The sequence below is a fragment of the Rheinheimera muenzenbergensis genome, assembly GCF_036984005.1.
Classification (GTDB): Bacteria; Pseudomonadota; Gammaproteobacteria; order Enterobacterales; family Alteromonadaceae; genus Alishewanella; species Alishewanella muenzenbergensis.
Genome location: NZ_JALAAR010000002.1, coordinates 348,112 through 366,895, shown reverse-complemented (window position 1 = coordinate 366,895; position 18,784 = coordinate 348,112). Strand labels below are relative to the sequence as shown.

Here is an 18,784-nt window from a genome sequence, read left to right as displayed (position 1 = left end):
CGTAAAGGGTTTAGGGCACAAAAGCCGGTAACACTTTTTCGGCGATCATTTGTAAATACGCCTGCCGTGCATGGCCGGTTACCACCACCAGCAGATCCAGCTCAGCTACCAGCAAGATGGTGATGCCACCACCGCCCTGGGCAGAAATGCTGCGGTACTGTTTGTCAGCAAGCTGCATTGCCGTTTGCCACCAAAAGTAGCCATAGGCCGAATTTGATAAGCTGGCGCCGGCATAAAAATTCTGTACCTGCTCATCGCTCAGTTCAACATGCCCGGCCGTGGCCTGGCTGATAAAGGCGGCCGGGATCAGCTGCTCGCCCTGCCAGTTGCCGTTATTTAACACCAGGCTGCCCAGTTTCAGCATATCGCGCGAAGTCAGGCTGGCAAATGCCCCCGCTGTTGGCACGCCATCCTGCTCGGTACGCCAGTCATAGTTAACGATACCCAACTTGCCAAATAACTGCTGTTTAATAAAATCCTGCGCTGAGCCCGGCACTACAGCGTCCAGTACCTGCATCACGATATCCGGGTTTGGCCCCTGGTAATTAAAGGTCTGCGATTGCTTAGTCACAGCTTCGCTATCTTCGAAAAAAGCCTGTAGGCGCTTAATACCGTAATAACGCCCGGGCTGGCTACCATATTGTCTGATTCTGTCAGCGCTGAACTTAAGGCCGGAGCGCATTGTCATGGCCTGATGCAGCGTGATGTTGTCTATACCGGCGACAAATTTTGTCTGATCTAGGCCTTGCAAAAAACTCAGTACAGGTTTGTCTAAATCGGCCAGCGATAAATAACCCAGCTGTATAGCACGGCCTATAGCCAGACTGGTGTAGGTTTTAGTAGCAGACGATTGCGGATGCGGCAAATCGATACGCCCGCGCAAATAGTAAGACTCAAACAGCAACTTACCTTTATGGCTGATCAGTAAGCTGTCAACTTCGCCATGTTGCTTGTCTGCTATTTCGCTGGCCAGTCTGCTGATCAGCGTCTTGTCGCCGCCATCTTGCCCCAGCACGCCTGTTGCTATACCGTCTTGCAGCTGTGCCGGTGCAGAGGTAGTAAAGGGCTGCTCCAGCGGGGCAATATCCCAGAAGGTGTGGCTAATTTGTGGCACACGCCAATGGATAATTTTAGCCTCCTCGGCCGTTGCGGTTGGTGCCTGATGTGGCTGCACAGCCGCATCTGCTGCTATGGCGCCACTCGCCATACTTAACAAGGTTATTGATATTAAACGATTAAATTTCATAAAAGCGCCTTTTGTCTTAATGCTATTTTGCCTGGCTATCGCAAAGCCCATCGCCCACCAGCTGTTGTGATAGCGGATAGCTAAGCAGGTTAGTGCGGCAACGACATAAAGCTGGAATTTCCACTGACTTTTGGCTGACTTTTCGCTGATTCTCCAAAAAACGTTAGTTATCAGCTGGTTGATTAATTGCATTAGCGGTGGTGCCGATTTACTCTAGCCTGATGTGTTTCGCTTTGGCTTCTGTAGTCTGGCATCTATTGGTTAGCAGGTCGCTATGTCACAGCAATATTGGATTGGTGGTTTTTATATTGATTTGTCGCGCAATCAAATTACCCACCTTAATGAAACAACAACCCTGGCGCCGAAAGCTTTAGCTGTACTGACGTATCTGGCGCAGCATCAGGGTAAGGTGGTAAGCCAGGATGAATTACTGACAGAGGTGTGGCAAGGCACTATAGTGTCACCCAATACGCTACAGCGCAGCATTACCCAGCTAAGAAAAGCGCTCGGTGACGATGGTAAAGTTCAGGGCTATATCAAAACCCATGCTAAAAAAGGTTATAGCCTGGAAGCTGATGTGCGCTGGCAACCTGAAGCCGCCCCCCAACCCGCCGCGGCAGCAGCGCCAATGGCCGCCGCGATGCCGGCCAAGCGCCGTTATGCCGGCTTAACTCAGTTTAACCTTGGCCTGCTGCTGTTCGCGGTGTTGCTGGTTACAATGTTGCTGGGTGCAGGATTACTGTGGCAAGGTTTTTTGCCGCAGACAACAACCCAATTTAAAATCAGTGAATTTCGCCCGCTTACCGCCAATGACAACAAAGAGGTGGCGGGTATTTATTCGCCAGACGGCCAATATATTGTTTTTCATCGTTATTCCACTGAGTTTTGCCGTAACACTATCTGGGCAAAACACATTAAAACCCAGCAAGAGTTTCAGCTGAGTAAAAATTTAGATTCTAATGGCGCGCACAGTTTCTCTACCGACGGTAAAAGCTTAATATTTGTTCAGTCCAGAGATTGCACTGAGCCGCTAACGCAGAAAACCTGTTATCACTTAATGAGTCTGGACTTTGACGCGGCGTTGCTATCCCCCCAGGCGCCGAAACGACTGTTAGAGTGCAAAAATTCCGCCATTAAAAATCCGCAATGGCTGGATGATAACCACATAGCCTTATTGCAACAAAAATCGGGCCACTGGAGCTTAATCCGCTATGTTGTCGCAGCAGACAGCAGCGACACCCTCTATGAAGTTAGCGATGGCAACGTGCTAAGCTATGACTACTCGGCCAAAGATAAGCTGATAGCCGTAGTCAGCCAGAGCAATGACGGCAGCTATTATTTAACTATGCTAAGGCCAGACGGCGAGCAGTTATCCGGCCATGCTATTCGCTATCCGTCACAAATCGCCCGCTTCAAATCAATTTACCCTAACTTTTCGCCGTTTGAAAACCAGCTTATTTTTAGTACCGGCCGCCAGTTATTTACCCTGTCATATGATGGCCAGATAAACCCGGTTGAATTACCTATTGATGACGCTATGGGCACGCCGGTATTTCACCCCGACGGTAACCGCATGCTGGTGACCAAAGGACAATACGACAGCGATATAGTGGCACTACCCTTAGCCGGCACTTTGGCAAACAATGAGCAAAAGCCGGCACAGGCTGCGCTAAGCGGAACGATAATAGCGCGCTCGGTTAAAGCTGAAAATAACGCGCTGTTTCAACCTGGCGGCAAACTTATTGCCTTTCAGTCGGCACGCTCCGGTCAGCTGCAGGTATGGCTGAGCGACGGCCATACAACCTGGCAACTCAGCCATTTTCCCACCGATACTTACCTGTATGGCATGCACTGGGCTAAAGATGGTAACAGCCTGTTAGTCAACACCGATTATGCCCTAAGCCAGCTGTTTTTAGACGGTAGCCAACACAGTTTGCCGTTTAAATACCCGATACATAGCGTGTTTCACTACGACAGTATTGCCAACACCGCGCTGGTAAAGCTGCAAATAAACGGCGTGCTCAAGTTTGCCGAAGTAAACTTAGCCAGCGCAACCAGGGAGGTTATCAATAATGCTGAGGTTACTCAGGCCGTTAAAACCGCACAAGGCCGGCTGATTTATACCGATCAGCTTGATAGATTCTGGCTGCAAGGCCCGGTTGAAGATTTGCTGATTGAGCCACTTAGCAACCAGGTCAGCAACAAAGGTTTTGTGGTTTATGGCGATACCCTGTATGGCATTAACAAGGATTTTCAGCTGTGGCGCTACGCTGTCGACACTGAACACTTTGCTGTCATCGCTGAGGTGCCAAAAACCGTTGACGCCATAACCGCGGCTAATGCCACGCAAATACTGCTGACACAGCGGATAAACGGCAGAAAAGAAGTGGTAGAGTTGGTGCTGGCCGACTAAAACGGGCATTGCTGCCGGCATCTGGCAGTGCAGAGTTTTGATGGCGCTATGATAGCTAATGGCAGACCAATTGCTGCTGCGACTGCGCCGCCCTGGCCTCGATTTCATTGATCATGGCATCAGCATATTCGCCCTGATACAAGCGCCTGAACTCGCCTTGCAGCACCAGTTTATTCAGCGCACACTGCCAGTTGTTAATAACGGTATCGTTAACTGCTAAGGAAAAAGCCAGGTAAATTTCAATAGGTTGTAGCGGATATACCGGCTGTAAGTCCAGGCCGGCGTCAAGCAGCTCGGCCTGGCGTTTAGGTGTTACATCGCTGTGCATGGCAATTAAATCGGCGCGGCCAAGTTTTAGCATGTTATAACAATCACCGGATTGTCGGCTTAAAATCAGGTTTTTGTCTATCTCAAAGCCCAGCGACAGCAGCTCGTTAACGATACTGGTGTTGCGCGTTTCACAGACCACATGGTTTTGCAGTAAATCAGCCAGGCTGGCATTGTCTTTTATTGCTCCTTTTCTGGCGTGTAAATCTACCGAGTAGATTTTAATGGGTCCCACCCATTTAAATTTATCTTCCCGCCCGGCGGTGCGGATAGTGTCATATAACGCGACATTGTCGCTACTAACGGCGATGGCGTAAGCCCGTGCCCAGGGTAAAATTTCTATTTTGGCCGTATCGCCCAACTGTTGCTGAACAGCCTTAATCAACTCGGTAGACATGCCATACACCTGGCCATGTTGATCTTTTAACCTGCCACGGCCACTGGGCTCGGTAATGATACGCAGCGCGGCGGCCGCAGAAGATTCAGTGTCAACCGCTAACACCGTTACCGGCATAAATGCCAATAATGCCAGAGCCGTAATAAGCAGCCCGGGCAGCACTCTGTAATAGTTCTTGTTATTCACCTAAAACGTCCAACTCAACACCAGTCTGTATTAACGACAATGCCACTATTGTAAAACAAATGCACTACTCAAGCTAAATTGCGACATCACATTAATCATTACTGCATTTGCCGGTGACTAATTAAAACGGCAGGTTAGGTCGTGCATTTTGCCGCCGTCAGAATAGATGGCTGCCTGCACAGCGAAGAAGCACTCATTAGCGCTGCGATGTTGCTAAAAAAGCAATAATCTCGCTCTGATATTGCCGGACCAGCCCGCTATGGCCGCCGCCGGCTATTTTTAAATGCTGATATTGGTACGGATATTGATGTTGCTGCAATCGTTGGATTATCCGATCAGACATTTCGCTGGATGGCCACAACTCATCAGCAGTGCCTGAAACAAGTAACACGTCGGCCTGCATCCGTTGCACCGGGATCAACGCTTGTTGATAAGCTTGCTGATTTTGTAAGGCGATTTCATAACCTTGCCGGATATTGCCTTGCATTAACGCCAATGCTGAGTGCAAGTTAAAAGGCACAAAGGTAATAGCTTGGCCCTGCCAGCTCCAGGATGAACTGGTGCTATACCATTCCGGGCTACCAAACACCACATCACTTGCCACTACCGCCACCACAGTGCTTATTTGCGTTGACCGGCTGGCCAGCAATAACGCTAACTCCGCCCCTTTTGACACGCCCAGCACTGACAGTTTTTCGGCATTGATGGCAGGATTGCTGCGGGTATGTTCAATAGCGTCAAGCACCCCGCCAAGCTCTATCCGATCCAAACCTGATGGAATACCCGGCAAACCAAAATAACCGACGACCAATAGCGCAAACCCCGCATCCAGATAAGCTTGCCGCTCTGCTGCGTTACGATCATTAGTCAGGTTCATGCCGCCTTCGGATCCGCCTAAAAAAACCAGTAACGGCGCAGGGTTGTCGGCACTTGCCGCTGCCGGTAAATACAATTGACTATGCACCTTGCCCTGATTAGACAGCGGCACAAACCAGGTAATTAAATGCGGCAACTGGCTGCTTAGTAATAGCAGCGCCAGGAGCAAAAGCGCTATCTTTTTGAGTTTGTTAAACTTTGCGGTATTGAATAATTTAAAAAACATAAGCCATAGCCTGATCAATTAAAACTTATAACCATTGTTTATTAACCGCCGCAGTGAAGCTAGCCCTTGTTGTCATCAAAGTTGACTGACAAATGTCAGATGTATGGCTGGAACAAGTGCTAGCTATTGAGCTACTGATAACAACTGGCGATTTTGAAAAACGGCCTGGCAGCGCCTATAGTGAAGCGGTCAACAAACTGAAGTAGGTTAAGCCGTGTCAAACTATTGTCTGGTTATTTATACCGTGCTGGCAATAGCCTGTGCCAGTGCTGTTGCCGGCGATGCTGCTGCAACCTTAGATGAAGCCGAGGCTTACCTGACAGTCAACCCAGCCCGCAGTATAGCTTTGCTGGATCAGATAGCGGACATAGACACACTGTCGCCTGAGCTGGCCATTCGGCGCTATGTGCTGTTACTGCGTGCAGCTGTGCCGACCAACGATATGCCACGCTTGATACAGGTGCTGGATATATTGTTTAACTATCAGCAACATGCTTATTTCCAGCAACACGTTACCGCTATTACCAGTGCCCTGGGTATCTGGCTGCGGCGTAATAACTACCTACATGATGCCCAATCCAGTTTTGCCTGCTCTTATACCCACAGTACTACGGAGCGACAGCGGCTTACACTCACTAACAGCCTGGCACTTGTCGCCAGACAACTGAACGAAACCGACAAAGCCCGCACATTATTTATCGCTGCACGTCAAATGGCGCAGCAATCAGGCCAGCTGAGCGTAGTGGCGATGGTGGAAAATAATCTTGGTATGCTGGCGCTGGACCAAGGCAATATAACCGCCGCCGAACCACACTTTCGCGCCGCGCTGACACAGTATCAGGCCATAAGCCAGCGCGCCGGACAAATTTCGGCCGGCATAAACCTGTTGTTTTATTTTGTGCTGCAACAAGATGTTCTGAGTTTTCAGCGGCTTTATACGCCAACGGCCAACCTTACAATCAACTTTCCGAACGAAGCCAAACAGGCCTTACTGTTCTGGTTACACAGTCGTTTTATGCAATTACAAGGGCAGCCGGTCACAGCTCAAATGCAACAACAACTGCGTGAGGCTTTTCAGCTACTGGAAGATAACCAGGTTAAAACACTTATTCAGCGCTATTTGGCAACCCCTTTGGCTGTAGATGTTAAGGCCGCACCGGCCCTTAGCCGGCAAAGCTTTAACCGGCCCTGGTTTAGCAGCGTGCTCGCCTGCAACTGGCCAGTCAGCAGTTTAACAGAGCAACCCCAGCAGCAGGAGTCTGAGAAAAAGCCAGGTTAAGCAAACACAGCGCTGACAACCTGGCTTAGCACTACATACGACGCGCTTAAATCAGGCCGGCGGGTTTCCTTCCTGGCACAAGCATGTTGCGTTAAGGATTACAGAGATCAACGAGCACGGTTTGCAGCTGATCCGGCGTAAAAGCCAGACTAAACTGGCGCTGAGTGTTAACACTGGCCTGGTTGCTGCGCAGCAGAAACGTTGCCGGCGCTGGCAGTAAAGTTTCCATCACCGGCGATGCGTCACTAAACGACAACACCGCTGTCGCCGCTATATCTAACTGAGTGAGCTCAGTACGCTGACCAACGATCATAAACCTGATAGCAGACTCCGCCAGGTTGGCGCAATAACGTGCTTCAAAACGAACCTTCTGCAGATCTGCTAGCGTCATCTGGCCCAAATCCAGGTCATTAGCGTCGGTTAAAATAAGATCCTGTAACTGATAGCCATAACGCAAGTTGTAGCCTACTTTGATACCGGGCTGCCAGCTGTCGGCCTGCGGCCGCTCAAAGCTGAGGCTAAACTGGCCTGCAGTGTCGGTATAGGCTTCATAAACACCGATATAGCCAGGGCGAAACCTTATATGATTAGTTGTCACCTTTATGCCGGCGACAGGTTGGCCCAGCACGTTAACGTAACTGCCGCTAAGTTGCAGCTGTTGCGGCAGCTCGTCGGCGACGACAAGCAATACATTGCTTTCTGTTTGTTTTATACCGTCGCTTACCTGCAGTTTAACCCGGTAGTTAGCGGCAAATTGCGGCTCAACGGTAAAGAGTGCACCGCCATTCTGGCTGGCTAGCAGGGTTGCGCTGTTTTCATCAAACAGCTGCCAGCTATAACTTATCGCCTCGCCTTGCGGATCAAAGCTTATTGCAGCATCAAAGGTCTGCTTAATACCCACCAAACCGTAGCGGCGGGTTTGCCCGGCAATTCTGGCAACCGGCGGTAAATTATTATCGGCAGACAGCAGCACCGTCGCCACCTGCGGCACTAGTGCCGGCCCGCTTACGGCAACCTGCAGCAAATATTCACCGCTGAGGTCTGCTTTAAACATCGCATCTGCCTGGTTGCCTGCCTGGAACTCGACGTTGGCGCCTTGCGGCTGGCTTAATACCGACCAGTTAAATTGAGCAGCGTCGTGATCCGCCGTAAGCTCAGCCTGCAGTCTGCTCCAGTGCCCGACAGTAATCAGCCGTTCGGCGTTGATACTTAGCTGCGGCTGTGGCGCGGCCTGTAATTGCAACGGCAATACAAAGGGCGCTGATTGTTGCCAGGCGTCTGACACCTGCAGCTGGATCTGGTAATCACCGGCTTTATCTGCCTGAAATAACGGCTGTTGCTCATCGGTTAGATCCAGTGTGGCATCGCTTCCCCCCGGTGCGCTGACAATAAGCCAGCTGTAGCTGAGCGTATCGCCATCCGGATCGCTGGCCTGGCTGGTCAGTTTAATTGGCGTATTGGGTGCCAACGTTGTGCTGTCCACACTAAACAGGGCCACCGGTTGACGGTTGCTTTCTGTGACTTCAATCCCGGTGCAGTCTTGATCCTGATGTTTGCCATCATTTACCTGCAGGCAAATAGTATAAGTGGCCAATGCTGTCGGCTGGAACAAAAACTCCGCCTGATGCTGTGGCTGCGTCACATAAGCACCACCTTGTATAGTCCAGTGATAGCTAAGTACATCGCCGTCACTATCACTGCTCTGGCTGCTAAGCTGCAACTGCTCGTTTACCCACAGCTGACGGCTGTGACTGGGGTCAATTTTTGCCTGTGGCGGTACATCACCAGTCTGATAAACATTGATGCTATGTGTAACCGTTTGTCTGATGAAGTTTCCCAGTTGCAGGCTAAGTTCTAATTGGTATTCGCCAGGCTGATCAGCCACAAAGCCGGCACGGCTTTGCACGGCATTTTCCAGCTGCGCGGCACTCGCTACCGGTTTGCTAACCAGCTGCCACTGATAATTGGCGGTCACTTTGTCGCTTATCATATGGCTGAAGATGGCTTGCAACTCAAGGTAATCGCCTTGCTTTGCCGTATCTGGCGCGTCAATTTTCAGGCTGTGCTGGCCACTAGCGGCTACACTAAGCGGCAGCTCTGTGCTGTGGCTAGCGCCCTGGCTATCGGTTACCGTTAATACCACCGTATAATTGCCGGCGCGCTGCGGGTAATAATGAAACACCTGAGCGGTGTTGTCTGCCGGTGTTACCAGTTCATTGGCGGTATCTTTGATTTGCCAGTAGTAACGCAATTGTGACCGCTCTGGATCATGGCTGCTGCTGGCATCAAAACTGACCCGTTCACCTACAGCAACCTGAGGCTGGCTTAATGAAAATTGGGCAACGGGCGGCTGATTTGGTTGCACAACAACTTGTGGCGCCCCACTGCTGCCGCCGCAAGCCGATAGCAAAACTGACAGCGAGGCTGCGCAAATAGTTAACTTAGTCTTCAATGGAATTTCCTTATTAGTTTGCGTGCGTGCCAGCGACGCACAACACAACAGACGGCCGAAACATCAGCGCCAAAACAGCAATATTGCTGCTGTTAATAAGGAAACGTTTAACTGCAGTAAAACAGCTAAACTTTTTTAAAATTGCTGCTCAAAGGTCAGCGAAAAATGCCGTGGGGCGCCATATGCCGCCCAGCCACGGTTAATATCTACGCCGTCAAAATAGGCTTTATCCAGCAGGTTTTTAATACTAAGCGTAAAAACGCGGCCATTGCCTGCCGTAACCCGGTAGTAACTGTTCAGGCGCCAGCTGGCCGGCTGACTTACCGCAACCGGCTGGCGGCGGCTAAACGCCGGCAGCTGATAATGCTGACGGGTTTCACCTTCCACCGCTATGCCTAAAGTGCTGCCGGCTATTAACTTGTCTAACGGGGTAGACAGCATCAGACGATACAGGCTATCAGGGAACTGAAATTGCCGCTGTGCCACGGTATCCGGCGACGCGGCGCTGAAACTGCGGCTGTAACTGGCATCAAGCTGCAGCCAATGGCTCTGATAAGCCAAAGCGACCTCCCAGCCAGATTGAGCCGGAAAAGACTCAGCGACCAGCTGGGCGTAGTTACGCTGTTCACTGCGATAAGCACTGACCGTGAACTGACCGCGCTGTTGCCAGAAATCAGCTTTTATACCGGTTTCCCAGGAGGCAAACCGGACCGGACTAACGACCAGGTCCAGCATTGACAGATAGCCCTGGCGAAAGTCTACGGTGTTGGCATAGCTGACATACCATTGCGCTGTGCCAATGGCCTGACTGAGGCCAAAATAGAGATTAGTGTATTGGGTGCGCTCTGTATCTGTAGCAAAACTGCCTTTATTGTTGTAGCGGCTGTGGTTACGGCGCAGCGATGCCGACAGCAGAGTTGAATCTGTCAGTGCTATTCTGCCGGCCAGTTTCAGGCCGCTGATTTGGTAATGTGAGTCGTTAACAAAGCTGTCTGCGACAGCTGTTGGCCTGGCCTGATTGCGGTTAAGCGCGGTAAAACTGTGCGGCTGCAGCACGGTAGTGGCCTGATAATCCATCAGCTGCAACTGCTGATAGTTTTGGTGCCAGGCACGGCTTGCCGTGATACTGACATCAAGCGGAAAGTCCGCCAGCAGCGTAGAGCCGTCCAGAGTCAGCGCAACTTTGTCGGCTGCAAACTCAAAGCTGTTATCCAGGGCGCCAAAAGACAGCGACAGTGTCTGCCGATCAGGGTAACCGAAGACATCCGGCACCAGCGCGGTTTGTTGTTGGCTGGCACGGCTAATATGCAAACTACTTTGCCATTGGCTGGCCAGGTGTTGGCGGACAATTAGGCGCGAGAATGACATATTTTGCTCTGCGCCTGCCCAGACCGGCCAGAAGTTAGTGGATAGCGGGCCATCATAGTTCGTTAAATCAGCATACAATAATGGCCGGATTTTCGAGCGTTGCTGTTGCCGGTCAGTTTGCGCAATATGATATAGCTCTATCTGACTGGCAGCACCCGGCTGCCAACTCAATCGGGCCAGGGCGCCGTAACGTGAATTGTCCGAGTAGTCGGCTGCATCCTGCTGTCGTTGTGCTACCACTACCGCCCTGCCGCTCAGGTCCTGCCGATTTAATACCGCGCCGGTTATGTCGGCACTAATCCGGTATTTTAATAGATCGCCAAGGCTCATGCTGCCCTGTCTTGCCACTGTTTTGTCTGCTTGTTTCGGCCTTAAATTTACCGATGCCGAATTGATACCATTGTCCTGCACTATGCCATTGGTGCCGCGATTTATCTCCAGCAAATCAAAATAAACAATATCTAAATCTGATACGGCAAAGTTGGCATCGGCAAACGGCTGATTGTCAATCATAAAGGGATTTAATAGCTGGCCGCGGGATCTGAATTCACGGTTACCGGTAAAGGAATTAGCTGTGCTGTATATCCCGGCACTGGATCGCAGCACTTCACCCAAGTCGGTTTGATTAAATGGCTGAAAAGCAGCGGTATTTAGCATTGAAATAGTTTGCGGTGTTTGTTTTACCGTCTGACGGATGCCCGATGACTGACTGGTTGTTTGTTGCCAGTCTGGCTGCGCGGCTAAGGCTGTTGCCTGCAGTTCGGGTAATGAAAAGCTGACGACGATCTCTGTCGGACTTTTCGCTGCGGCACTGAGCACGGCCAGCGGTTTTATCACAAAGTGCCGCTCACCAATCTGTTGATAGTGCAAGCCACTGTCAGCTAACACCCGCGACAAAGCCTGCTCAGGGGTTAACAGCTCTGACAACTGCTGACAGTATTTGCCGGCTGTCAATCTGCTGTCTGCTGCAACAAAAACACTGCCGGTGCGGGCCAGCTCATTTAAACACTCAGCCATCTCAGCGGCAGCAATAGTGTATTGCTGCTGTACCCCATGCTGCGATGGGCTGGCATAAGCGGCTGTTAACACTACATTGAGCAGCAAAACTGCACGGCTAATACCGCAGATACATTCAGACGTCATGGCTATTCAGTTAATTATGCGCTTCGCGCCAGCGACACTTGCACCCACCAGGGGCCAAAGTGGTTAATTTTTACCGGTAAGCTATTCGCCAACATATCAAGCGCTGTATCGGCTGCGAATGCTGGAAAGACTCCGTCAATAAGCAGGTTTTGTGCATCCTCTGCCACACTGATAATGCCGCGGCGGTAGCGGTTTAGTTCGGCGCAAAACTGCGTTAACCTCATACCACTGGCAACCAATTTACCTTCGCGCCAATCAGGCAAAGACGCCACCGGCTTAGTGTCACCAAAGCCATTACTGGTCAGGGTTATTTCCTCTGCGCCGGACAATAACTGGCTTTGCTGAGCAAAGCTGATCAGCGCTTCGCCTTCATACAGTGACAAACGGCAGCCTTGTCCATAGTTATATACATTCAGCTGACAGCCGCGACTGGCAATCTGTATGCTTTGCTGCTCAAAGGTGCTGGTTAGCAGCAAATCAGCGCGGCCACTGCCGGATTGCAGATGCAAAAAAATCTCGCCTTGCAGCAGGTCTAGCCGAGTCTGAGAACCAGACAAGGTGCTATCTATCGCAGAGTTGGTATTCAACCAGAGCTGTAAATACTCGCTCAGATGCACAGTTTGCGTTTGTCCGATGGCTGCAGCATGATCAGCGGTAACAGCGTACCACTGCGATTTACTCCAGGGCGTGCGGGCCAACATATAGCTTAAAAATGATGTACCGAATACTGCCAGACATTTAAGTGCAGTGCGTCTGGATAGTGCCGGTTGCTGCAGTAGCTTGTCCAGCTCAGGATGTTGTTGTTGATGTTGCTGCAGCTGTTCAAAGGTTTGATGCATCTGCAGCACTTTTTCCCATGCTGCCCGATTTTGTGGCTGTTGCAGCCATTGTTCAAAGCGTTCGCGGGTTTGCAAACTGACCGGATGCTCCTGCAATTCGACAAACCAGTAGGCGGCGCTTTTTAGGCTAACGGCGTCGGCGTTAGTCAAGATCGAAGGCTTCCCTGAACATCGTCATCCGCAATATAGCCTGAGCTAAATAGTTTTTTACGCTCGCCACCGAAATATTGTCACGCTCAGCCACCTGGTTATAGGTTAGCCCTTCTATCTGCACGGCAATAAAAGTGCGCTTTATTTTGCCGGGTAAGCGGCACAACATACGATCGGCTTTAACAATAATGTCGATAACGATCTGGTGCTGCGTCAAATCAGCAGAATAAGGTTCAGATAAGTGCTGCAAACTCTCCAGATAGGCTTGTTCTATTTTCCGTCTGCGCCAGAAATCAATGCACAAAGCGTGAGCGATGCGGCTCAGATAGTGCCGGCCACCAGACAAACTATCGAAACGGAGATCTTTTTTCAGCAGGCGCTCGAACGCATCTTGCGCCAGATCAGCAGCATCGTCGACACATTGCAGCTTGCCGGCTAACAAGCTTTTCATCCAGTGATGATGGGCACAATAGAGCTTTTGAACGTCCTGTTGATCCATTACTAGCATCGTTGTCAAATCAGGTGCAGGATTTCAGCATCTCGTTTTTATATTGTCAACAAACAGTTTCATTACGCCTGCTGCTACCTGCCGGGCCAGCTTACAGCAACCCGGTGTTTGCGCTTTAGAATTGCCGGCGTTAGAGTAGCGACAATCAGCACAGAGAGCCGCCGCATGAATACAACAGAACCGACCCCGATAAAACACAGTATTCACTTAACTGAAATAGCACCTGATACTTTTATCGATGCCAACGGCCGCCAGCTAAGCGCAAAAGAAGTACGTAATATCGTTACCCCCCATGATTTTAACGTTGCTTCAAGCTTATTTGGTTGCGCGCTGGCAAGGCCGTGGCGGCGGGGTTTGGCGATGGCGATAGACGCTTTACTGATCACCCTGCTGGCCGGTGGTGGCCTGATGTTTGTTACGCCGTTATACGCCTATCTGGTTTGGCGCTGTCATCGTCTGGGCAACCCCAAACGACGCAATATTTTACTGCTGTTGTTACCTCTGGTGCTGGTATTTGCTGATAACCAGTCCGCAGATAAAGACAGCACAGATAACACCACAGTAAATGTGATTGACGCTATTAGCATTAGCGCTGCTGCAGTTAAAATACAAAGTAATAATTGTGATGCCGTTTGCGCCGAAGCCCAAAGCGATTTATTAATTAAATCGCTGTTAAATCAAAACTTTACTGATGAACACGCCACAACCAGTCTACGCGATTTACTTGAGGAATCGGCCCTGAGCGAACAGCAGCAGCAACAAAAGCTGGACAGCCTGAAGCAACAACGCGCTGAACTGGCAGCCGCCCAGCAATTGCTGGCAACACAGCAACAGGCCGAGCCGGCGCCACTACCTGAACCCGGCTGGTGGCAAAAGCTACAACAGTCTGATCATAGTGTTATTAAGTGGATTGAGGGCATTATGGCTGATCTGGGTATCAGCTTTGGTTGGGCTGTGGCCTATTTGACGCTGTTTATCAGCTGGAATAATGGCCAGACACCGGGCAAACGCTTGTTGGGGATCAGGGTAGTACAGCTGGATAACAAACCATTGTCGCTGTGGGGCGCTTTTGGCCGCCAGGGGGGTTACAGCGCCGGTTTTGCTACCGGCTTACTCGGCTTTTTGCAAATATACTGGGACCCAAACCGGCAGGCCATTCAGGACAAACTCGCTGACACCCTGGTATTACGCCTTAAACAGCAACCATAAATCACACTGCAAAAAGTGGTAAAACCAGTTATTAAAATTAGTCCAAAAGCGCAAAAGCAGAACTTTATACTAAAAAAATTAAAATAAGCCATTAAAACTAGGGTTTTACCAGCAAAATAAACCAGCCAATTTTGCGGCATTTTCTTTAGTATGCGCACTGAAGAATAATGCTAACCCGGCGCTGTGGTTATCACTACCCCGCGCCCTCGCTATAGGCTGACTTATGTTATTTGATGCTGATTTAACGACCCGCTGCCCGCTTAGGCAAAAGATCCGTAATTACTACCGTATCGACGAAAACACAGCGATTGATTATTTACTGCCACTGGCCGAGGTTGGCGTTAAAGCACGCAGCCGGGCCTGGGAGCGGGCGCGGCAAATTGTGCATACTATTCGTAAAGATCAGGACGGCCAGGGTGGCATTGATGCGCTGTTAAATGAGTTCTCCTTATCCAGTGACGAAGGCGTAGTGTTAATGTGCCTGGCTGAAGCCCTGCTTAGGGTGCCGGATAAACGCACTCAGGAAGCCCTGATCCGCGACAAGCTGGCCAAAGGCGACTGGAGCTCGCATTTGGGCAGCAGCGACTCCTTATTTGTTAATGCTTCGTCCTGGGGCTTGTTGGTTACCGGAAAAATGGTGACCTACAACGATAAAACCAAGGCGCAGCAGTTTGGCATGCTGAAAAAAACCCTGGGCCGTTTAGGTGAACCGGTGATCCGCAAGTCGGTTAACTTTGCCATGAAAATTATGGGCAAACAGTTTGTCATGGGTACCAATATTGACGATGCGATAGAGCGTGCGCTGGATACCGAGCAAAAAGGCTATGTTTATTCTTACGATATGCTGGGCGAAGGTGCCCGCACTATGGCCGATGCCGAGCGCTATTACCAAAGCTATTTAACGGCGATCCATGCAATTGGTAAAGCAGCCAATGGCAAAGGGCCTGTAAAAAGCCCCGGTATTTCCGTTAAGTTATCGGCTATTCATCCACGCTACGAATTCAGCCACCGCGAACGGGTCATGAACGAGCTGCTGCCTAAGCTGAAAGCACTGGTGCTGGTAGCCAAAAGTTATGATATCGGCTTTACCGTGGATGCCGAAGAAGCCGATCGCTTAGATATTTCACTTGATATTATCGAAGCTATCTTCAGCGATGACGACCTGGGCGATTGGGCCGGCTTTGGCCTGGCGGTGCAAGCGTATCAAAAACGCGCCATTTTCGTTATTGAATGGCTAACCCAGCTGGCGCGCAAGGTGAACCGCAAGCTAATGGTAAGGCTGGTAAAAGGTGCTTACTGGGACACTGAAATTAAAACCAGCCAGCAAAAGGGCCTGGAGCATTACCCGGTATTTACCCGCAAAGCCTCGACTGATGTGTCCTACAAAGCCTGCGCCATTAAACTGCTGGAAGCGCGTGATGTACTGTACCCACAGTTTGCTACCCACAATGCTTATACCGCCGCCACCATTTTAGAAGTGGCCAAGGGCAATAACAGCGGCTTTGAATTTCAGCGCTTGCATGGCATGGGCGAATCGCTATTTGACCAGATTGTCAGCAGCGAAAAAATTCAGTGCCGTGTCTATGCCCCGGTCGGCGAGCATGAAAACCTGCTGGCCTATTTAGTACGACGCTTACTGGAAAACGGTGCTAACTCGTCTTTTGTTAATGCCATTGTCGATACCAGCCAGCCGGTCGAGGCCCTGTTGCCAGATCCGGTTGAAACGCTGCAAAGTCTGCGCAATAAATACAACACGCAAATAAAGATGCCGGTCGATTTATACGGCAGCGAGCGCGCCAATTCTAAAGGCCTGGATTTAACCGACGTGGACAGCGTAACGGCATTTAAAGCCAATCTGGATAACTGGTTTAGCACACATTTACTGCAAGCCAATCAGGTACCGCAAGGTGCCATAGCGGTAAAAAACCCGGCCAATCATACCGAAATTATCGGTCATTTGCGCCTGCACAACAGCGAACAGATGCAACAACTGCTGGCCAATGCTGATAGCGCCTTTGCTGGCTGGTCGCAAACACCGGTAAGTGAGCGCGCCAATTTACTGCGCCGCATCGGCGATATTATCGAGCGTCATCACGATGAACTGGTAGCTATTTGTATTAAAGAAGCCGGCAAGGTCGCGCAAGACGGCATCGACGAAGTACGCGAAGCCGTCGACTTTTGCCGGTACTATGCCGCCCGCGCAGAAGAGCTGGCTAAAGACCAACGTTTTGAGCCACGCGGTGTGGTGCTGTGTATCAGCCCGTGGAATTTCCCGTTGGCGATATTTTTAGGTCAGGTTGCCGCGGCTATTGTTACCGGCAATACCGTTATTGCCAAGCCGGCCGAGCAAACCAGCCTGATTGCACTGCGCGCCATTGCACTGATGCAGGCTGTTGGCTTACCCGAGCATGTGGTACAGGCGGTAATTGCCCGTGGCAGTGAAGTGGGTAAACACATAGTGCCGGATAGCCGTATTCAGGCCGTGATGTTTACCGGTTCAACCGAAACCGGCAGCCTGATTTCGCGCACTCTGGCGCAGCGTAACGATATTCAGGTACCACTGATTGCCGAAACCGGCGGCCAAAATTGTATGATAGTCGACTCTACCGCCCTGCCGGAGCAAGTGGTTGATGATGTTATCAGCTCGGGCTTTCAAAGCGCTGGCCAGCGCTGCTCGGCGCTTCGGGTATTGTTTATTCAGCAGGATGTCGCCGACGGCATTATTGCTATGCTCAAAGGCGCATTACAAGAGTTGCATGTTGGCGACCCGGCCTGGCTTAGCACCGACATAGGCCCGGTAATTGATGACAAAGCGCTGAACAACCTGCAACAGCATGTTGAGTACCTCAAAGACAAAGCCATTTTGCATTATCAGAGCGATATTCCGGATAACGCCGAACAGGGTGCCTATTTCTTTGCCCCGCGTTTGTACGAAATCAGTGACTTGTCACTGCTAAAACGCGAAGTGTTTGGCCCCTGTGTGCATGTGATCCGTTTTAAGGCCAGCGAGCTGGACCAGGTTATCGACCAGATAAACGCTACCGGCTACGGCCTGACCATGGGGATCCACTCGCGCATTGAAGACCGCTGCAACTATCTGGCTAAAATGTCGCGCGCCGGTAATGTCTATATTAACCGCAATATGATAGGTGCCATCGTTGGCGCCCAACCTTTTGGCGGCAGAGGCTTATCCGGCACCGGGCCTAAAGCCGGCGGACCAAACTACTTACTGCGGCTGGTTAAAGAGAAAGCTTCACCGGATAACGTGCAGATGACTAACTTAAGCCCGGACCAGCTTAGCCTGCACCATAACGCCGATGCCGATGCTCAGGTACAACAGCTGATGGCCAATTCACTGCGGGACGAAAAAATCTGGCGTGCTACACCACTGAACGATCGCGTTTCAGCCGTTCGGCAACTACTGGCAAAAATTGCCACCGTAGATATTATCGACGAACTGGCTGACGATTTAGCACTAACGCTGGCCGATGCCCGCGCCCAGCTAAACCGGCTGGAAAAACATATGCGCAAGTGCACCACCCTGCCCGGCCCGACCGGCGAGTCAAATACGCTGCATATAGAACCGCGCGGCTGCGTGGTGTGTTACGCCGATAAAAGCACCTCGTTTAACTTCTGGGCCATTTCCATTATTACCGCTCTGGCGGCCGGCAATACCGTCATTACCGTAGCATCAGAGCTATTTTATGCCGAAGCGCTGGCCTTTAAAGATAAGTTTATTGCCACCGGCGTTGCGGCCGGGGTATTTCAGGTGGCTAAACCGGATCAGCTGCAAGCCATTTTGGCCCACCCGCATCTGGCTGGTGCAGTAGTGGCAGCGCGCTCATCCCGTTTAGGCTATTTTAGCCAGCAGCTGGCGCAGCGCGATGGCGCTATTTTGCCGGTGATCAGCGCCGAGTATTACGATACGCTGATTAAACGTCTGGTAACCGAGAAAACCATCAGCATTGATACCACCGCATCGGGCGGTAATACCTCACTGATGACCATGGTCGAAGACGACGACTAACACTCATACCAGGCCTGGTCTGACTAATAACAGCGCTTTGGCACTAACACCGGACCTACTGCCAGCAGATCAGAGCAGTAAGGTCCGGTTTGTGCTGTTGCGGTGCTTAATGTAGACTCGCTGACTTTTAAGCAGAAT

Annotated in this window: 11 protein-coding genes; 4 read left to right on the top strand and 7 right to left on the bottom strand. The window is 50.8% G+C overall.

The genetic code is table 11. From position 1 onward, the window contains the following. Positions 1 to 10: 10 nt before the first annotated feature. Complete coding sequence (locus MN202_RS03860) at positions 11 to 1,246, bottom strand: serine hydrolase domain-containing protein (RefSeq protein WP_335734765.1); 1,236 nt, start codon at positions 1,244 to 1,246, stop codon at positions 11 to 13. Between the two features lie 274 nt (positions 1,247 to 1,520). On the opposite strand from MN202_RS03860, the gene MN202_RS03855 reads away from it, so the two are divergent. Beyond that, entirely contained in the window at positions 1,521 to 3,659 is a 2,139-nt protein-coding gene (locus MN202_RS03855) for a transcriptional regulator (protein WP_335734764.1), read from the top strand. A gap of 55 nt (positions 3,660 to 3,714) precedes the next feature. Here MN202_RS03855 and MN202_RS03850 read toward each other — a convergent pair whose 3' ends face one another. Next, the gene (locus MN202_RS03850) at positions 3,715 to 4,569 is read right to left on the bottom strand and encodes a substrate-binding periplasmic protein (protein WP_335734763.1); all 855 of its coding nucleotides are present in this window, start codon (positions 4,567 to 4,569) and stop codon (positions 3,715 to 3,717) included. Positions 4,570 to 4,765: 196 nt separating this feature from the next. Then, on the bottom strand, positions 4,766 to 5,671 hold the full coding sequence (locus MN202_RS03845) for an acyl-CoA thioester hydrolase/BAAT C-terminal domain-containing protein (RefSeq protein ID WP_335734762.1): 906 nt from the start codon (positions 5,669 to 5,671) through the stop codon (positions 4,766 to 4,768). Positions 5,672 to 5,885: 214 nt separating this feature from the next. Here MN202_RS03845 and MN202_RS03840 point away from each other — a divergent pair, with 214 nt between their 5' ends. Further along, positions 5,886 to 6,950, top strand: a complete 1,065-nt coding sequence (locus MN202_RS03840) for a tetratricopeptide repeat protein (RefSeq protein WP_335734761.1) — start codon at positions 5,886 to 5,888, stop codon at positions 6,948 to 6,950. A gap of 91 nt (positions 6,951 to 7,041) precedes the next feature. Here the strand turns inward: MN202_RS03840 and MN202_RS03835 are convergent, their stop codons facing one another. From MN202_RS03835 to MN202_RS03820, 4 genes are all read right to left on the bottom strand, one after another. Further along, positions 7,042 to 9,402 carry a PKD domain-containing protein gene (locus tag MN202_RS03835; protein ID WP_335734760.1) on the bottom strand — a complete coding sequence of 787 codons (2,361 nt, stop codon included), beginning with the start codon at positions 9,400 to 9,402 and terminating at the stop codon, positions 7,042 to 7,044. A 135-nt stretch (positions 9,403 to 9,537) separates the two neighbouring features. Continuing rightward, positions 9,538 to 11,913 carry a TonB-dependent siderophore receptor gene (locus tag MN202_RS03830; RefSeq protein ID WP_335734759.1) on the bottom strand — a complete coding sequence of 792 codons (2,376 nt, stop codon included), beginning with the start codon at positions 11,911 to 11,913 and terminating at the stop codon, positions 9,538 to 9,540. A gap of 14 nt (positions 11,914 to 11,927) precedes the next feature. Continuing rightward, on the bottom strand, positions 11,928 to 12,902 hold the full coding sequence (locus tag MN202_RS03825) for a FecR family protein (protein ID WP_335734758.1): 975 nt from the start codon (positions 12,900 to 12,902) through the stop codon (positions 11,928 to 11,930). Further along, positions 12,895 to 13,401, bottom strand: a complete 507-nt coding sequence (locus tag MN202_RS03820) for a sigma-70 family RNA polymerase sigma factor (RefSeq protein WP_335734757.1) — start codon at positions 13,399 to 13,401, stop codon at positions 12,895 to 12,897. Before MN202_RS03820 ends, MN202_RS03825 begins: the two co-directional genes overlap by 8 nt. A 174-nt stretch (positions 13,402 to 13,575) precedes the next feature. On the opposite strand from MN202_RS03820, the gene MN202_RS03815 reads away from it, so the two are divergent. After that, positions 13,576 to 14,619, top strand: a complete 1,044-nt coding sequence (locus MN202_RS03815) for an RDD family protein (protein WP_335734756.1) — start codon at positions 13,576 to 13,578, stop codon at positions 14,617 to 14,619. A gap of 223 nt (positions 14,620 to 14,842) precedes the next feature. Continuing rightward, positions 14,843 to 18,646, top strand: a complete 3,804-nt coding sequence (gene putA, locus MN202_RS03810) for a bifunctional proline dehydrogenase/L-glutamate gamma-semialdehyde dehydrogenase PutA (RefSeq protein ID WP_335734755.1) — start codon at positions 14,843 to 14,845, stop codon at positions 18,644 to 18,646. Positions 18,647 to 18,784 lie beyond the last annotated feature (138 nt).

Coding starts and splice junctions, on each gene's coding strand:
- MN202_RS03815 (WP_335734756.1), top strand. CDS start 13,576: ATGAATACAACAGAACCGACCCCGATAAAACACAGTATTCACTTAACT.
- putA (WP_335734755.1), top strand. CDS start 14,843: ATGTTATTTGATGCTGATTTAACGACCCGCTGCCCGCTTAGGCAAAAG.
- MN202_RS03855 (WP_335734764.1), top strand. CDS start 1,521: ATGTCACAGCAATATTGGATTGGTGGTTTTTATATTGATTTGTCGCGC.
- MN202_RS03845 (WP_335734762.1), bottom strand. CDS start 5,671: ATGTTTTTTAAATTATTCAATACCGCAAAGTTTAACAAACTCAAAAAG.
- MN202_RS03830 (WP_335734759.1), bottom strand. CDS start 11,913: ATGACGTCTGAATGTATCTGCGGTATTAGCCGTGCAGTTTTGCTGCTC.
- MN202_RS03860 (WP_335734765.1), bottom strand. CDS start 1,246: ATGAAATTTAATCGTTTAATATCAATAACCTTGTTAAGTATGGCGAGT.
- MN202_RS03820 (WP_335734757.1), bottom strand. CDS start 13,401: ATGGATCAACAGGACGTTCAAAAGCTCTATTGTGCCCATCATCACTGG.